This window comes from Roseomonas sp. HF4, from assembly GCF_005222755.1.
Taxonomy (GTDB): Bacteria; Pseudomonadota; Alphaproteobacteria; order Acetobacterales; family Acetobacteraceae; genus Neoroseomonas.
In genome coordinates, this window is record NZ_STGD01000002.1 from 213,509 (window position 1) to 227,910 (window position 14,402).

Annotated in this window: 14 protein-coding genes; 7 read left to right on the forward strand and 7 right to left on the reverse strand. The window is 73.0% G+C overall.

Translation table 11 applies throughout. The annotated features are described in order from the left end of the window. Window positions 1-6: 6 nt before the first annotated feature. The 4 genes from E8M80_RS03915 to E8M80_RS03930 all read left to right on the forward strand — a co-directional run bounded on the left by E8M80_RS03915 (window position 7) and on the right by E8M80_RS03930 (window position 2,949). The gene (locus E8M80_RS03915) at window positions 7-1,107 is read left to right on the forward strand and encodes a DUF4340 domain-containing protein (RefSeq protein ID WP_137124350.1); all 1,101 of its coding nucleotides are present in this window, start codon (window positions 7-9) and stop codon (window positions 1,105-1,107) included. Beyond that, window positions 1,104-1,541, forward strand: a complete 438-nt coding sequence (locus E8M80_RS03920; RefSeq protein WP_137124351.1) for an NUDIX hydrolase — start codon at window positions 1,104-1,106, stop codon at window positions 1,539-1,541. The genes E8M80_RS03915 and E8M80_RS03920 overlap by 4 nt, the downstream gene beginning before the upstream one ends. A 72-nt stretch (window positions 1,542-1,613) precedes the next feature. Beyond that, window positions 1,614-1,871, forward strand: a complete 258-nt coding sequence (locus E8M80_RS03925; RefSeq protein WP_137124352.1) for a hypothetical protein — start codon at window positions 1,614-1,616, stop codon at window positions 1,869-1,871. Window positions 1,872-1,935: 64 nt separating this feature from the next. Further along, complete coding sequence (locus E8M80_RS03930; protein ID WP_137124353.1) at window positions 1,936-2,949, forward strand: tripartite tricarboxylate transporter substrate binding protein; 1,014 nt, start codon at window positions 1,936-1,938, stop codon at window positions 2,947-2,949. Window positions 2,950-3,061: 112 nt separating this feature from the next. Here the strand turns inward: E8M80_RS03930 and E8M80_RS03935 are convergent, their stop codons facing one another. From E8M80_RS03935 to E8M80_RS03965, 7 genes are all read right to left on the reverse strand, one after another. Further along, window positions 3,062-4,444, reverse strand: coding sequence for a sigma-54 dependent transcriptional regulator (locus E8M80_RS03935; protein WP_137124354.1), 1,383 nt, complete (start codon window positions 4,442-4,444; stop codon window positions 3,062-3,064). A 4-nt stretch (window positions 4,445-4,448) separates the two neighbouring features. Further along, the gene (locus E8M80_RS03940; RefSeq protein ID WP_137124355.1) at window positions 4,449-4,718 is read right to left on the reverse strand and encodes a hypothetical protein; all 270 of its coding nucleotides are present in this window, start codon (window positions 4,716-4,718) and stop codon (window positions 4,449-4,451) included. Between the two features lies 1 nt (window position 4,719). Beyond that, complete coding sequence (msrP, locus tag E8M80_RS03945) at window positions 4,720-5,655, reverse strand: protein-methionine-sulfoxide reductase catalytic subunit MsrP (protein WP_137124356.1); 936 nt, start codon at window positions 5,653-5,655, stop codon at window positions 4,720-4,722. A gap of 61 nt (window positions 5,656-5,716) precedes the next feature. After that, entirely contained in the window at window positions 5,717-7,174 is a 1,458-nt protein-coding gene (locus tag E8M80_RS03950) for a glycosyltransferase family 39 protein (protein WP_240789875.1), read from the reverse strand. After that, window positions 7,171-8,274, reverse strand: coding sequence for a glycosyltransferase family 2 protein (locus E8M80_RS03955; protein WP_137124357.1), 1,104 nt, complete (start codon window positions 8,272-8,274; stop codon window positions 7,171-7,173). Before E8M80_RS03955 ends, E8M80_RS03950 begins: the two co-directional genes overlap by 4 nt. Before the next feature lie 52 nt (window positions 8,275-8,326). Then, a complete protein-coding gene (locus E8M80_RS03960; protein ID WP_137124358.1) occupies window positions 8,327-9,922 on the reverse strand; it encodes an EAL domain-containing protein in 1,596 nt (531 codons plus the stop codon). Window positions 9,923-9,996: 74 nt separating this feature from the next. After that, on the reverse strand, window positions 9,997-10,677 hold the full coding sequence (locus E8M80_RS03965; RefSeq protein ID WP_137124359.1) for an NIPSNAP family protein: 681 nt from the start codon (window positions 10,675-10,677) through the stop codon (window positions 9,997-9,999). A gap of 260 nt (window positions 10,678-10,937) precedes the next feature. On the opposite strand from E8M80_RS03965, the gene fabI reads away from it, so the two are divergent. From fabI to E8M80_RS03980, 3 genes are all read left to right on the forward strand, one after another. Beyond that, complete coding sequence (gene fabI, locus E8M80_RS03970) at window positions 10,938-11,696, forward strand: enoyl-ACP reductase FabI (protein WP_206035573.1); 759 nt, start codon at window positions 10,938-10,940, stop codon at window positions 11,694-11,696. Between the two features lie 76 nt (window positions 11,697-11,772). Continuing rightward, window positions 11,773-13,191, forward strand: coding sequence for a bifunctional enoyl-CoA hydratase/phosphate acetyltransferase (locus E8M80_RS03975; protein WP_240789876.1), 1,419 nt, complete (start codon window positions 11,773-11,775; stop codon window positions 13,189-13,191). After that, entirely contained in the window at window positions 13,188-14,393 is a 1,206-nt protein-coding gene (locus E8M80_RS03980) for an acetate/propionate family kinase (RefSeq protein WP_240789877.1), read from the forward strand. Before E8M80_RS03975 ends, E8M80_RS03980 begins: the two co-directional genes overlap by 4 nt. Window positions 14,394-14,402 lie beyond the last annotated feature (9 nt).

The window sequence follows — 14,402 nt, forward strand, 5'->3', positions numbered from 1 at the left end:
CGCGCCATGCAACGCAGGACGCTTCTGCTGCTGAGCGGCGCCGCCGTGGTCGTCGTGGGCGGCGCCATCATGCTGACGCCGAAGGGGCCCGAAGCCCCCTCCCCGGCCGGCGCGGCGCTCGCCTTCCCGGGCCTCGCGCAGCGGCTCCAGTCGGCGGCGCGGATCGAGGCAAAGCGCCATGACGGCACGCTCGAGATCGCGCGCCGCGACGACACCTGGGTGCTGCCGTCCAAGGGTGGCTACCCGGTGCGGCAGGAAAAGGTGCGCGAGCTGCTCGTGGGCCTGACGGAACTGCGCCTGACCGAGCCGCGCACCGCCAATCCCGACATGCTGGACCGCCTCGGCCTCGAGGACCCGGCGCGGGACGGCGCGACCTCGACCCTGCTGCGCGTGCTGGACGCGCAGGGCGGCGTGATCGCGGAGCTGGTCATCGGCCGGCGCCGCGTGCGCACCCAGGGCAACGTGCCGGAAAGCGCCTATGTGCGCCGCCCGGACGAGACGCAGGCCTGGCTCGCGGAAGGCCGCATCCCGGTCGATTCCGACCCGCAGCTCTGGCTCGACCGCGACATCGCGAACCTGCCGCGTGAGCGCGTCCGTCGCATCGCGGTGAACCGCACCGGCGAGCCGGCACTGGTGCTGACGCGGGCCGAGGGGCCGGAGGGCCGCCTCGCGGTGACGGAGCCGGCCGAGGCGCCGCCGACCGAGGAAACAGCCCTCGACGAGGTCGGCCGCGCCTTCGAGTTCCTGACCTTCCTCGACGTGAAGCCCGAGGCGGAGATCCCGGGCGAGGCGCTCGGCGAGACGCGCTTCGAGCTGACGGACAACCTCGCCATCCTGGTGCGGCCGCGCCGGGACGGGGAGGCGATCTGGGCGACCTTCGCCGCCGAGGGCGACGACGAGGCGACGCGGCTCAACGCGCGCTGGCGCGGCTGGGCCTACCAGGTCGGGCAGTGGAAGGAGAAGGCCTTCGCGCCGCTGCTGGCCGACCTCCACCCGGCGGAGCCCCCGCCGGCCGAGGACGCGCCGCCGCAGGGTGCCGATGCCCCGGCAGCCGAGCCCCCCGCACCCGCCGCCCCCGCGCCGGCCACCCCGCCCGCGCCGCAGTGACGGCCCGGGAATACCCGGACCGCCCCTGGGTCGGCATCGGGTGCATCGTCTTCCGCGGGGAGGACGTCCTGCTGGTCCGTCGCGGCAAGCCGCCGCGCATGGGGCAATGGTCCCTGCCCGGCGGCGCGCAGCACCTGGGGGAGGAAGCCGAGGCGGCCGCGCGCCGGGAGTTGCGCGAAGAAGCGGGGGTCGAGGTCGGACCGCTCGCGCTTGCCATCGTCATCGACGCGATCTCCGAGGATGAGGCGGGGCGGGCCGTCTACCACTACACGATCATCGACTACGCCGCGGAATGGGTGGCGGGCGAAGCGGTTGCCGGCGACGACGTCAGCGCGGTCGCCTGGGTGGCGCCGGCCGAGTTCGCCGCCTACGACCTCACGCCCGCGACGCATCGCGCGGTTGCGGCGGCGCGGGAGGCGCTTGCGCGCGGCTGACGCGGCATGCCTTGTTGCGGCCACGGATGCATCGCAACACTTCACGCATTCGATATCCCGGAGAATGTGCCGATGATCCCCCGCCTCGCCGCGACGCTTGCCGTGCTCGTCGCCGCCGCGCCCGCCCTCGCGCAGGGAACCCCTGCCTCGGTCTACTGCGTGAACGGCCGCATCATGGTCGAACGCGCCACCATGTCCCAGATGCAGAGCGGCCGCGGGCATTCCGAGATCTGCATCATCGGCCCCTCCTTCGACTTCCAGCCCGATGGCGTGACCTGGGTGCGGCAGAACCTGCGGTCCGACGTGGGCGGGAATTGCCGCTGCCGCTGACGCGCCCCTTCCCACGCTGGCGCCGGCACGGCAGGCTGGCCAAACCGCCAGGAAGGACAGCGCCATGCGCGCCACCACCCGCCCGACCCGCCGTGCCGTCCTTGCCGCGACGGGCGCGCTGCTCGCCGCGCCCGGGGACCTCGGCGCGCAGCCTGCCCCCGGGGGGCGCCCCGTGCGGATGGTCGTCCCCTTCCCGCCCGGCGGCGCGGTCGACATCACGAGCCGGCTGCTGGCCGAGCGCCTCGGCCCCGCCCTCGGCCAGCAGGTGGTCGTCGAGAACCGCGCGGGCGCCGGCGGACTGATCGGCGCGGACGCGATCGCCAAGGGGGAGAAAGACGGCAGCGTCATCGGCCTGGTCAGCGCGACGACCTATTGCGCCTCCCCCTTCATGCGCGCGCGCATGCCCTTCGATCCGCTGGCGGACCTGGCGCCGGTCTCGCAGCTGACGGATGGCTGCCTGCTCTGCGTCGTGAACGCGCAGACCGCGCAGCAGCGGGGCTGGACGGATTTCCGGGCGCTGATCGCCTGGTCGCGCGCAAACCCCGAGCAGCTGCGGATGGGGTCGTCCGGCGCCGGCACCTCCTCGCATCTCAACATCGCGGCCATCAACCGCTTCGCCGAGGCGAAGATCCTGCACGTGCCCTATCGCGGCGGCGGGCCGGCGATCAACGACCTGATCGCCGGCACCATCGACATGATGTTCGACGTCATGCCCGCCCTGATGCCGCATGTGGAAAGCGGGAAGTTCAAGGCGCTCGCCGTCTCCTCGCCCGAGCCGCTGCCGGTCCTGCCGCGCGTCCCGGGGATGCGCGCCTTCGCCGACCTCGGCCTGGCCGAGCATGCGCTGATCAACTGGAACGTCGTGACGGCCGCGGGCGGCACGCCGGCGCCGGTGCTGGCACGGCTGTTCGAGGCGGTGCAGCGCGTCGGCCGGGACCGCGAGTTCATCGCGCGCCTCCAGCCCCTCGGCTACGGCATCGTGCTGAGCGAGAGCCCTGCGGCGGCGGCGGCGATGATCCGGGCGGAGACGCCGCGCTGGCAGCGCCTGGTCGAGATCTCGGGCGCGCGGATCGAATAGCGCGTCTTCCGCGTGACCTGCACCGGCCCGCGCCCCACCCATCCAGGATACTGTCGCTAGGTGGCCGGGTCGGGCTGCGGGCCGGTGCCGGTTCCGCCAGGGCGAAAACGCCCTAGCCGCGCCCGGCTGCCCAGGCGTCCCGCTTGCGATAGAGCGTGGACGGGCTGACGCCGAGGAAGGCGGCCGCCTTCGGGATGTTCCCGCCGCAGAGCCGGACCGCTTCCTCGATCGCCTCGCGCTCCACCTCCGCGAGCGGGCGGATGCGCCGCGCCGGGTCGGGCGCGCGGGCGGGCGTGGCGGCGGGCGCCAGCACCGGCGCGGCACCGCCATGCACGGTCATGGGCAGCATCGCGGCGGTCACCTCCTCCCCGTCATGGAGCACGACGGCGGTGCGCACCGCGTTCTCGAGTTCCCGCACATTGCCGGGCCAGCGGTGGGCGCGCAGCAGGGCCGCCGCATCCGGCGCGAAGCGAACGAAGCGCTTGCCTTCCTCGGCGGCGCTGCGGGCCAGGAAGGCCTCGGCCAGCAGCAGCACGTCCTCGCCGCGTTCACGCAACGGCGGCAGTGGCACCGGCACGACATGGAGGCGGTAGTAGAGGTCCTCGCGGAAGCGGCCGGCGCGCACCTCCTCGAGCGGGTCGCGGTTGGTGGCGCAGACGAAGCGGACATCCGTCGTCAGCGGCTTCGTGCCACCAACCGGCACGAAGGTCCCGGTCTGGATGAAGCGCAGCAGCTTGCCCTGCAGCGCGAGGTCCATCTCGCACAGTTCGTCGAGGAACAGCGTCCCGCCATCGGCCGTGCGCGCGGCCCCCGGCCTGTCGGCCACCGCGCCGGTGAAGGCGCCGCGGACATGGCCGAAGATCTCGCTCTCGATCAGGTCCTTCGGGATGGCGGCGCAGTTCAGCGCGACGAAGGGCCCCTCCCGCCGAGGGGAGAGCGCATGCACCGCCTCGGCGGCGAGTTCCTTGCCCGTGCCGCTTTCCCCGGTCACGAAGACGGTGGCGCGCGATGCCGCGGCGTTCTCCAGGATGCGATAGACCGCCTGCATCGCCGGCGCGGCACCGATGAAGCCGGCGAAGCCACCCCGCGGCGCGCCGGCGGCCAGCGTCGCCACTTCGCGCCGCAGGGCCGCCCGTTCCAGCACGTTGGCCAGCGTGACCACCAGGCGCTCGGCCGCGAAGGGCTTGGCGAGGAAGTCGGAGGCGCCGCCGCGCATGGCCTCGACCGCCGTCGCGACCGAGCCGTGCGCCGTCATCACCACCACCGGCGGCGCATTCCGCCGCGCGCGGATCTCGGAGAGCAGCGAGAGACCGTCACCATCCGGTAGCCGGAGGTCGAGCAGCACGGCATCGGGCGGGCCGGCGGCGAGCACAGCGCGTGCCTCGGCCAGGGTCGGCGCGTGATGGATGTCATACCCCTCGTCGCGCAGAAACTCGCGGTAGAGGGCGGCGAGAGAGACGGTATCCTCGACCAGCAGCAGCCGGGCCGGCGCCACGGCTTCAGCCCCGGCCCGGCCGGAGCGCGCCGATCACGAGGAAGATGATGCCGAAGAAGGCCCAGCCGGACCAGGCCGGCAGGGTCAGCATCGGGACGAACAGGGCGTCCCAGAGGTCCGGATGGATGTAGCGCTGCACCGCCGCCTGCGTGGCGTTCAGCGCAGCCGCGTTGAGCCGATAGAGGGCAGCGCCGAGGCTGTAGCCCCAGCCGAGGGCGAAGCCGGTCACCAGGGCCGCCGCGAAGAACAGGATGGCGATGGTGCGCGTGATCATCTCAGGCCCAGAGTCGTTCGTTCGAAAGCCCAGTGTACAATCCGGACACGAATTCCCCATAGCCGTTGAACAGCTGCGTCGGCACGCGGGCGTTGCCACCGAGCACGCGCTCGCTGGCCTGGCTCCAGCGCGGATGCGGCACCTCCGGGTTCACATTCGCCCAGAAGCCGTATTCCTGGGGCTGGATCCTCTCCCAGAAAGACACCGGCCGCTGGTCGGTCAGGGCGATGCGGACGATGCTCTTGCCCGCCTTGAAGCCGTATTTCCATGGCTGGTGGAAACGGATGGGGCCGCCGTTCTGCGGCGGCAGCAGCTTGCCGTAGGCGCCGACCACCATGAAAGACAGCTCGTTCGCGGCCTCGGCGATGGTGCAGCCCTCGGTGTAGGGCCAGGGGTACCAGGACTGCCGGAGCCCGGGCATGACCGTGGGGATGGCCGCGGTTTCAAACACCACGTAGCGCGCGGAGCCGAGCGGCTTGACCGCCGCCAGCAGCGCCGAGAGCGGAAAGCCGGTCCAGGGCACCACCATCGACCAGGCCTCGACGCAGCGCAGCCGGTATACGCGCTCCTCGAGCGGCATGGTCCGGAGCAGGTCCTCGATGCCGAATTCGCGCGGCGTCTCGACCATGCCCTCGACCTTTACGGTCCAGGGCCGCTGGGGCAGGGCCTGGGCGGCGCGGCTGATGCCCTTGTGGCTGCCGAATTCATAGAAGTTGTTGAAGGTGGTGACCTCGCGCTCGGCCGTGATGTCGCGGCCGGGCGGATAGCGGGTGTTGCGCATGGCCGGCAGGGCGTCCGCTTGCTGCGCCCACGCCGCGGCCGGCGCGGCAAGCAGGCCGACGCCGAGCGCCGCTGCCTTCCGCCGCCCGAACACGAGGTGCTCCGGTGTCGCCAGGGCCTCGGGGATTTCCCACCCGCGCGGAATGCGGATCTGCATGACATTCTCTCCCGTCAATCGGCAAGATCGGGCCTGCGCCCGGGACTTCAAGCGGCGAGCATCAGTCTCCGCGCCGCGGCAGCACCGCCGCCGCGGGTTGCCCCGGCGCTGTTGCGACGCGATGGAGGCGATAGGCCTCCGCCTCGATGCCGCGCCGGACCCGCAGAAGCCGCCCATCCGAGCCGGGCAGGACCTCGGCGCCGGGCCAGAGGGGCGGCCCCTCCCCCCGTCTTTCGCTGCGGACCAGCAGTCCGGTTACGCCCGGCGCCGGCGCGGCGAGCCGGAAGAACCGCCAGCGCTGGTCCATGGCGATGACGACGCGCCCGGGCGGCAGGTGCCAGGCGAGTAGCGCCGCCAGCCCGTATTCCTCGGTCGCGACGAAGCCCGCGCCGTGCTGCCGGGCCGCAGCCTCGACGGCGGCGGCAAGGCCGGGCCAGCCGCCAAGCCGCGCAAGCGTCGGGTCCTGCCGCCGCGGCAGCGGCAGCGGTGCCGCGCTTGCCTGGACATAGGCAGCAGCCGTCATCGCGCCACCCAGGACCAGGGCCGGGACACGCAGGCGAAGCCACGCCGGGGCCCGGAGCAGCGCGGCCCCCGCGATGGCGGCCGCGGGGTAGAGGATCGCGGGCCAATTGCCCTGCACGCGGCTGCCGGTCGCCTGCCACAGGAATAGCGCGGCGCCCGGCAGGACCAGCGCGGCCAGCAGCAGGGCGGCGCCGTCCCGCCCGCGCCAGGCGCGGATCGTCGCCGCACCGGCGCCCGCCACGCAGAAGGCGAAGACCAGCGGCGTCGCAAGCGCGGCCTGCCCGGCCACCAGTTCGCCCAGGAAGCGGATCGCGTCTGCGGGGTCGCCCGACCCGGCCCGGCCGCCCTGCTTGGCGAAGGACGCCCAGCCATGCGCCGCGTTCCACGCCACCACCGGCGCGAAGATCAGGACCGCGAGCGCGCCGCCGGCCCAGAGGTGCCATCCGGCCAGCCAGCGCCGCGCGGCTGGGTCCGCCAGCAGCCAGATCACCATGCCCGCGCCGAACAGCGCGGCCGTGTACTTGCTGGCCAGCGCGAGGCCCGCCAATACGCCGACCGCAAGCCACCAACGCCCGTCCCCCGTCCTGTGCAGCCGCGCGACCGCCCAGAGGGCCGCGGTCCAGAACAGCAGCAACGGCGTGTCGGGGGTCATGGTCACGCCGCCGACGCCGGCCAGCAGCGTCGCGTTCAGCAGCGCCGCTGCCCAGGGGCCGGCATTGCGGCCGGGAAAGAGGTCCTCCGCCGCCCGCGCCAGCAGCAGCGACCCCAAGGCAAGGCCGAGCGGCCCGAGCAGCCGCACGCCGAGCGCCGTCTCCCCCGCCAGCGCCGTCCCGACCGCGATGAAGAAGGCGACCATCGGCGGATGGTCCAGGTAGCCGGCCTGGAGGCTGCGCGACCAGACCCAGTAGTAGGCTTCGTCCGGCGCAAGCGGCGTAACGGCGGCAACGGCCAGCCGCAGTGCGGTCAGCGCCGCCAGCGCCGCCAGCCAGCCCCTCACCGCGCCCGCCAGACCAGGGTCGAGGAGACTGCGTAGTTCCAGACCACCGTGAGCAGCGCCCCGGCTGCGCCTGCCACGCCCCAGCCCGCGACGCCGTCGCGCACCAGCAGCCCGGCGATCCCGACATTGGCGAAGGCCCCGATGCCGCAGACCAGGTAGAACAGCACCAGGCCGCGCAGCAGCCGCGGCCCGCGCAGGCGCCGGTCGCGATAGGTGATGCGGTTGTTCAGCAGGAAGTTCGCTGTCATGGCGACCAGCGTCGCCGCCCATTGCGCGGCCCCGAAGCCGATTGGCCCGACGCCGTGCAGCAACCCGAGCACGGCCAGGTGGACCAGCACGCCGACGCCGCCCACCAGGGCGAAGGCCAGGAAGCGTAGCGGCACGATCCCGCCCAGCGCCTTGTCCGCGAGCAGCCCGGCGAACTCGAGCAGCACGGCCGCGTCGAGTTTGCTTTCCCCGGCTTCGCGGGGGCGGAAGGTGTAGGGGATCTCGGCCGTGCGGAGCGGCCGGCCGGCCGAGAGCAGGATATCGAGCAGGATCTTGAAGCCGGTCGCCGTCAGGCGCGGGGCGAGGTCCTCGAACAGCGGGCGCGGCAGGGCGAAGAAGCCGCTCATCGGGTCCGCGACCTTCACGGGCAGGGCGGCGTTCGCCAGCGCCGCGCCGGCGTCGGACACCAGGCGACGGATGGGCGAGAGCCCCTCCCCCTTCTCGCCGCCCGCGATGTTGCGGCTGCCGATGACGATCTCCGCCTCACCGGAGTCGAGCGCGGCCAGCATGCGTGGCAGGATCGTCTCGTCGTGCTGGAGGTCGCCGTCGATGACGGCGACGAAGGGCGCGGCGGTGGCCAGCATGCCCTCGACGCAGGCGGAGGCGAGGCCCCGCCGCCCGATCCGGCGGAGGCACCGGATGCGCGGGTCGCGGGCGCCGATCTCCCGCGCCCGGGCGGCGGTGCCGTCCGGGCTGTCGTCGTCGACGAAGATCGCCTCCCACGCGATGCCGGCGAGCGCCGCGTCGAGGCGCGCCACCATCGGCGCGACGTTCGCGGACTCGTTGTAGCAGGGGATCACGACGGCCAGTCGTGGCGGGGCGGGCTCCGTCATCGACGCGCTTCCTGCGCCGGCGCGCGCCGAAGGGCAAGCGCCGTGCCGCCGGTCAGCCCCCTGGCAGCGTCCCCGGGCGGCCGAACAGGTAGCCCTGCCCGAAGCCCACGCCGAGGTCGCGCATCAGGCCGGCCTGCGCCTCGGTCTCGATGCGCTCGGCCACGACCTCGGCGCCGACGGTCCGGGCCAGGTCGACCATGGCGGAGATGAAGCCGCGGTCGCGCTCGCTGTCCACGGCGTGGGCCACGTAGATGCCGTCGACCTTCACGAAGTCGACGCGGAAGGCGCGCAGGTAGCGGAAGGCGGCGGCGCCTGCGCCGAAATCGTCGAGGCAGATGGGCAGGCCACGGTCGCGCAGCGCGTCCACGGTGCGGCACGCCTCGGGCTCGTCCTCGATCTCGGCGGTCTCGGTGATCTCGATGAGCATGCGGCGAGCGAGGTCCGGCGCGGCGTCGAACAGCAGGCACAGCCGGTCCCGGAAGGCCGGGGATTGCAGCGACAGGCCGGAGAGGTTGCAGGCGATGCGCGCGCCGGCGGCGGCGCGCGCGGCCTCGCAGGCTGTCTCCACCACGGCCCAGTCCAGTTCCTCGGACAGGCCGACCGTCTCGGCCAGGGCGATGAACTCCGATGGCTCGGAAAAGGGCGTGCCCGGCGTGGGGATGGGGCGGAGCAGCGCCTCGTAATGGTGCGGCCGTCGATCGGCGAGCATGACGATGGGTTGGAAGGCAAGGCGGAAGCGGCGATCGGCGATGGTGCCGCGGAGCGCTGCCGCGCGGTCGGCCGCGCTCGCGACGAACCCGGCCAGCCCGCCGGAGAAACCCGCCTTCTCAAGCGCCAGGTCGCCGCCGCGGGCGAAGGCCGACAGCGCGAAGCGCAGCGCGCGGGTGGCCTGCAGCGGGCTCAGCCCGTCCGAGGCCAGCACCACGGCCCGCGTGCCGATCCGCCCCGGCAGGCCATGCTGGGCCAGCAGCCGCGCCACATGCGCCGCCAGCGCGCCGAGATCGGGCATGCCCTCCCCCGGCAGGACCGCGAAGCGACCGCCGCCGAGGTCGGTCGCCAGCGCGCCGGCGCCGCCATGCGTGGCCAGCACGCCCTGGATCCGTGCGGCGAGGTCGGCCCGGGGGGTCAGCGCGCCGCCGTCACCGCACAATTCGAGCATGCCGAGGGCCCCGGGCGCGTCCGAGCCGCGGAGCATGTCCTCGGCCGCGCGGACGAAGCCGGGGCCGCCCGGCAGCGGCCCGCCCGGCAATTCGTGCGGCAGCGGCGCGAAGGTGAGGCAGAACCGCCCGTTCCGCCCGGGCGCGGCCAGGCCTGCGATGCTGAAGGGGGAACCGGCGCTGTCGGAAAGGCGGATCGCCGTGGGCCGGATGCGACCGGTCGCGCCCAGGAGTTCGAGCGCGGTCCCCATGCCCGATCGTTGGTCGCGCGCGATGAGGTCCTGCACCGGGCGGCCCAGGAAGGCCTGGCCCGGGCGGCCGAACCGGGCCGGAAAGGCGCCCTCGGCGAAGGTGATGCGCCCGTCGCGGTCGGTTTCGACCAGCAGTTCGGCCGCCGCGAAGGCGAAGGCGAGAAATCTGTCGGCCGCGGATGGCGGCGCTGGGCGGACGAGTTCCTGCATGGACCTGCCGGGGGAGGGAACGATCATCATCCCCCGGATGCATTAAGGTGGCGTGAACCGGCCGGGCACGGGCGGGGACAGGCCCCCGCCCCACCGGCGCCGGCCTACTTCACGACGGAGAAGGCGGTCGGCTTCAGCGCCATGACGGTCTGCTGCTTCAGCGCGCCGAGCCCGCCCACGACCTTGCCGAATTCCTGCCACTGCGGGTCGGCCGCCATGGCGCTGCGGCGACGGTCGCGGTCGCCGAAGCCCTCGTACAGCCACATGAAGACCACCTGGTTGATCGGACCGATCTCGGTGACGCCGAACATCAGCAGCTGGCCGAGCAGACGCTTCTGCACCGGCAGGCCGAGTTCCTCATAGGCCTTGATCCAGGCCGGCATCTTGCCCGGGTGGAAGTCGTAGGTGCGGTGGTCGACCACCATGCCGGTGCCGCCGATCGCGCGCTTGAAGGCGAAGTCCTTCGCGCTGGTGATGGGGGAGAAGGCGGTCGGCTTCAGGAACTTCACCTCCTGCGACATGATGCAGCCGGCGGCGGCCTTCTTGAAGTCGTTCCACTGCGGATCGGCCTCGCGCGCCGCGATCCCGGCGTCGCGGGTGTCGATGTCGTCCCAGCCGCGCAGGAAGACGAAGCGGTTGATGGTCCCGACCTCGACCGTGAACGTGCCCATGGATGGCGCGCCGAGCGTGCGCACGGAGGATGGGAAGCCCATGCTACCGAAGGCGTCGATCCATTGCGGCTGCTTGCCGGGGTGGAAGGTGTACTGGCGGTGCTCGATGTACATCGCGTGTCCTCTGCGAAGGCGGCGCGGCACCTTCGGCCGCGCGCGGCAGGGTGGCAACCCTGGGCGGCGCGGCGCGCATGCTGCGTTGCAACAATATCCCGATGGCCTGCCCGCCCGGTTCTGTTCTAGGTCAAGGACCGGGGAGGGCCGGCGTGGCACTCACGATCGCGACATGATCCAGGAGGCGCAGCATGACCGAAGGTTCCCGCCCGACCGACCCGCTGCCGCGCGTCTGGGACCCCGACAGCCGCGTCGGCGACATGCTGCGCGGCAAGCGCGGGCTCGTGGTCGGCATCGCGAACGCCGATTCGATCGCCTATGGCTGCGCGGTGAAGCTGCGCGCCTTCGGCGCCGACCTGGCGGTCACCTACCTGAACGACAGGGCCGAGAAGCACGTCCGCCCGCTGGCCGAGCAGTTGCAGGCCGACATCGTGGCGCCGCTCGACGTCCAGCAGCCGGGCCAGCTCGAAGCCCTGTTCGAACGGATCGGGCGGGACTGGGGGCGGCTCGACTTCGTCATCCACTCCATCGCCTTCGCCCCGCGCGACGACCTGCATGGGCGCGTCGTCGACTGCAGCGCCGAGGGGTTCGCGCAGGCGATGCACGTCTCCTGCTGGTCGTTCCTGCGCATGGCCCGGCTGGCCGAGCCGCTGATGGCGGCCGGCGGCGTGCTCGTGACCATGTCCTACTACGGCGCCGACAAGGTGGTCGGGAACTACAACGTCATGGGCCCGGTGAAGGCGGCGCTGGAGGCCTCCGTGCGCTACGCGGCCGACGAGCTCGGGGAGAAGGGCATCCGCGTCTTCGCCGTCTCCCCCGGCCCGCTCAAGACGCGGGCGGCGAGCGGCATCGCCCAGTTCGACGAGCTCGTGCAGATGGCCCAGCAACGCGCGCCGCAACATCGCCTTGTCGACATCGCCGAGGTCGGGCGCGTGGTCGCCTTCCTGGTGGGCGGCGCCTCCTCCGGCATGACGGGCGACACGATCTACGTCGATGCCGGCCTGCACAACGTGGCATGACCGCGATGCGCAGGCCGCCCGGGGCGGCGACCCCGGCGCCCCGCTTCCTTCCCACGACCAACCTGGAGACGAGCCCGTGACGATCAGCGCCCCCGCCCTCGTCGGCCGTGCCTGGGACGACATCGCGCAAGGCGAGACCGCGAGCCTCACGCGCGTCTGCACACCGAACGACCTGATCGTCTTCGCCCATGCCTCGGGCAACCTGAACCCGGTGCACCTGCCGGGCGAATCCGAGCAGGAGACCGGCCGCACGGCAATCGCGCCCGCCATGTGGTGCGGGTCGCTGTTCTCGGCGGTGTTCGGCAACCGGCTGCCCGGCCCCGGCACGGTGTATCGGTCGCAGGCACTCCGCTTCCATGCGCGCGTCGAGGCCGGCGATGCGGTGGTCGCGACCGTGACGGTGCGGGAGAAGCTGCCTGGCAACCTGCTGGTGATGGACTGCCGGCTCGAGAAGGCGGACGGCGTCCTGATCGCCGACGGCGTCGCCGAGATCAGCCCGCCGCAGAACCGGCTCGTGACCGACGGCGTCGTGATCCCGGAACTGACGCTGGTCCCGCGCGGTAAGTTCTCCCGGCTGCTCGAGGCGTGCCGCGGGCTGCCGGCCATGCCGACCGCCATCGCCGCGCCGACCGACGAGAATTCGCTGGGCGGCGCCTGGGAAGCGACGAAGGAGGGCCTGATCGAGCCCATCCTGGTCGGCCCCGAGGCGGCGATCCGCGCCGCGGCCGAGAAGATCGGCTGGAACCTGGCCGGCGTCAGGATCGAGGCGACCGCCGACATCCACGCCGCCCCCGCCCGCGCCGTCGCCCTGGTGCACGAGGCGCGCGCCGAAGCGGTGATGAAGGGCAACATCCATTCCGACGAGGTGCTGCGCCACGTCACGAAATCGGACGGCGGGCTGCGCGCCGGGCGGCGCATCAGCCATGCCTTCGTGCTCGACATCCCCGGGCATGAAGGGCTGATGATCATCACGGATGCGGCGATCAACATCCTGCCCGACCTGATGACCAAGGCCGACATCGTGCAGAACGCGATCGACCTGGCGCGCGCGATCGGGATCGAGGAGCCGCGCGTCGGCATCCTCTCGGCGATCGAGACGATCAACCCGGCGATCCCGTCCACAGTCGATGCCGCTGCGCTGGCGAAGATGGCCGAGCGCGGGCAGATCACGGGCGGGCTGGTGGACGGGCCGCTCGCCATGGACAACGCGGTGGACCTGGAGGCGGCGCGGACCAAGGGGATCCACTCGACCGTCGCGGGCCGGGCGGACGTGCTCGTGGCGCCGAACCTCGAGGCCGGCAACATGCTGGCCAAGCAGCTCGTGTTCCTCTCGCAGGCAGATACCGGCGGGCTCGTGCTCGGCGCGAAGGTGCCGGTGATGCTGACCTCGCGCGCCGACGACGAGCATGCGCGCCTGATGTCGGCGGCGCTTGCGGTGCTCTACGGCCACTGGCGGCGGACCGGGCGCTCGCGCCTGCAGGAGATGACGCCGTGATCGCCGCCGGCGATGCCGTCCTGGTGCTGAACGCCGGCTCGTCCTCGATCAAGTTCGAACTGTTCGAGGCGCGGGACGGCGCGCCGGTCGCCCGCTTCGGCGGGCAGGTGGAGGGGATCGGCGCCGCGCCGCATTTCGTCGCGCAGGATGCCGCGGGCCGGCGCCTCGCGGATCGGCGCTGGGACGGCGCCGCGGCGCCAGCCGATCACCGCGCCGCGCTCGGCGTCATCATCGAATGGCTGGATGGCGTGCTGGCGGGACGGCGCGTCGCGGCCGTCGGGCATCGCGTGGTGCATGGCGGGCCGGACCTCGCCGCGCCGGTTCTGGTCGACGACACCGTCATGAACGCGCTTCAGGCGCTGTCGCCGCTCGCGCCGCTGCACCAGCCGCACAACCTGGCCGGCATTGCCGCGGCCACAGAGCGTTTCCCCGGCGTGCCGCAGGTCGCCTGCTTCGACACCGCCTTCCACCGCGCCCATGCCTGGGAGGCCGACACCTTCGCGCTGCCGCCCGAGTTCTACGACCGCGGCATCCGGCGCTACGGCTTCCACGGCCTGTCCTACGAATACATCGCCCGGACGCTCGCGGCCGAGGAGCCGGCGCTGGCGGCGGGGCGGATCGTCGTCGCGCATCTGGGCAACGGCGCCTCGCTCTGCGCCATCCATGGCGGGCGGAGCGTGGACAGCACCATGGGCTTCACGGCGCTGGACGGCGTGCCGATGGGCACGCGCTGCGGCCAGATCGACCCGGGCGTGCTGCTGCACCTGATCGGCACCGAAGGGATGGACGTCGCGGCCGTGCAGCGGCTCCTCTACGGCAATGCCGGGCTCAAGGGCATGTCCGGCATCGGCCAGGATGTTCGCGACCTGGAGGCGAGCGTCGATCCGCGCGCGGCCGGGGCGCTGTCCCACTTCGCGTGGCGGGTGCGCCGGGAAGTGGGCGCGCTGGCGGCCGCGCTCGGCGGCATCGACGCGCTGGTCTTCACCGCGGGCATCGGCGAGAATGCCGCGGGGCTGCGCGCCAGGATCTGCGAGGGGCTGGGCTTCCTCGGCATCGTGCTGGATCCGGCGCTGAACGCGGCCAATGCGCCCGAGATATCCGGCCCTGGCGCGGCAACCCGCGTGCTGGTCCGCCCGACCGACGAGGAAGGCATGATCGCCCGCCACGTCCTGGCCTTGCTGCAGCGCAGCGAAAACGCTTGAACCCGCCCG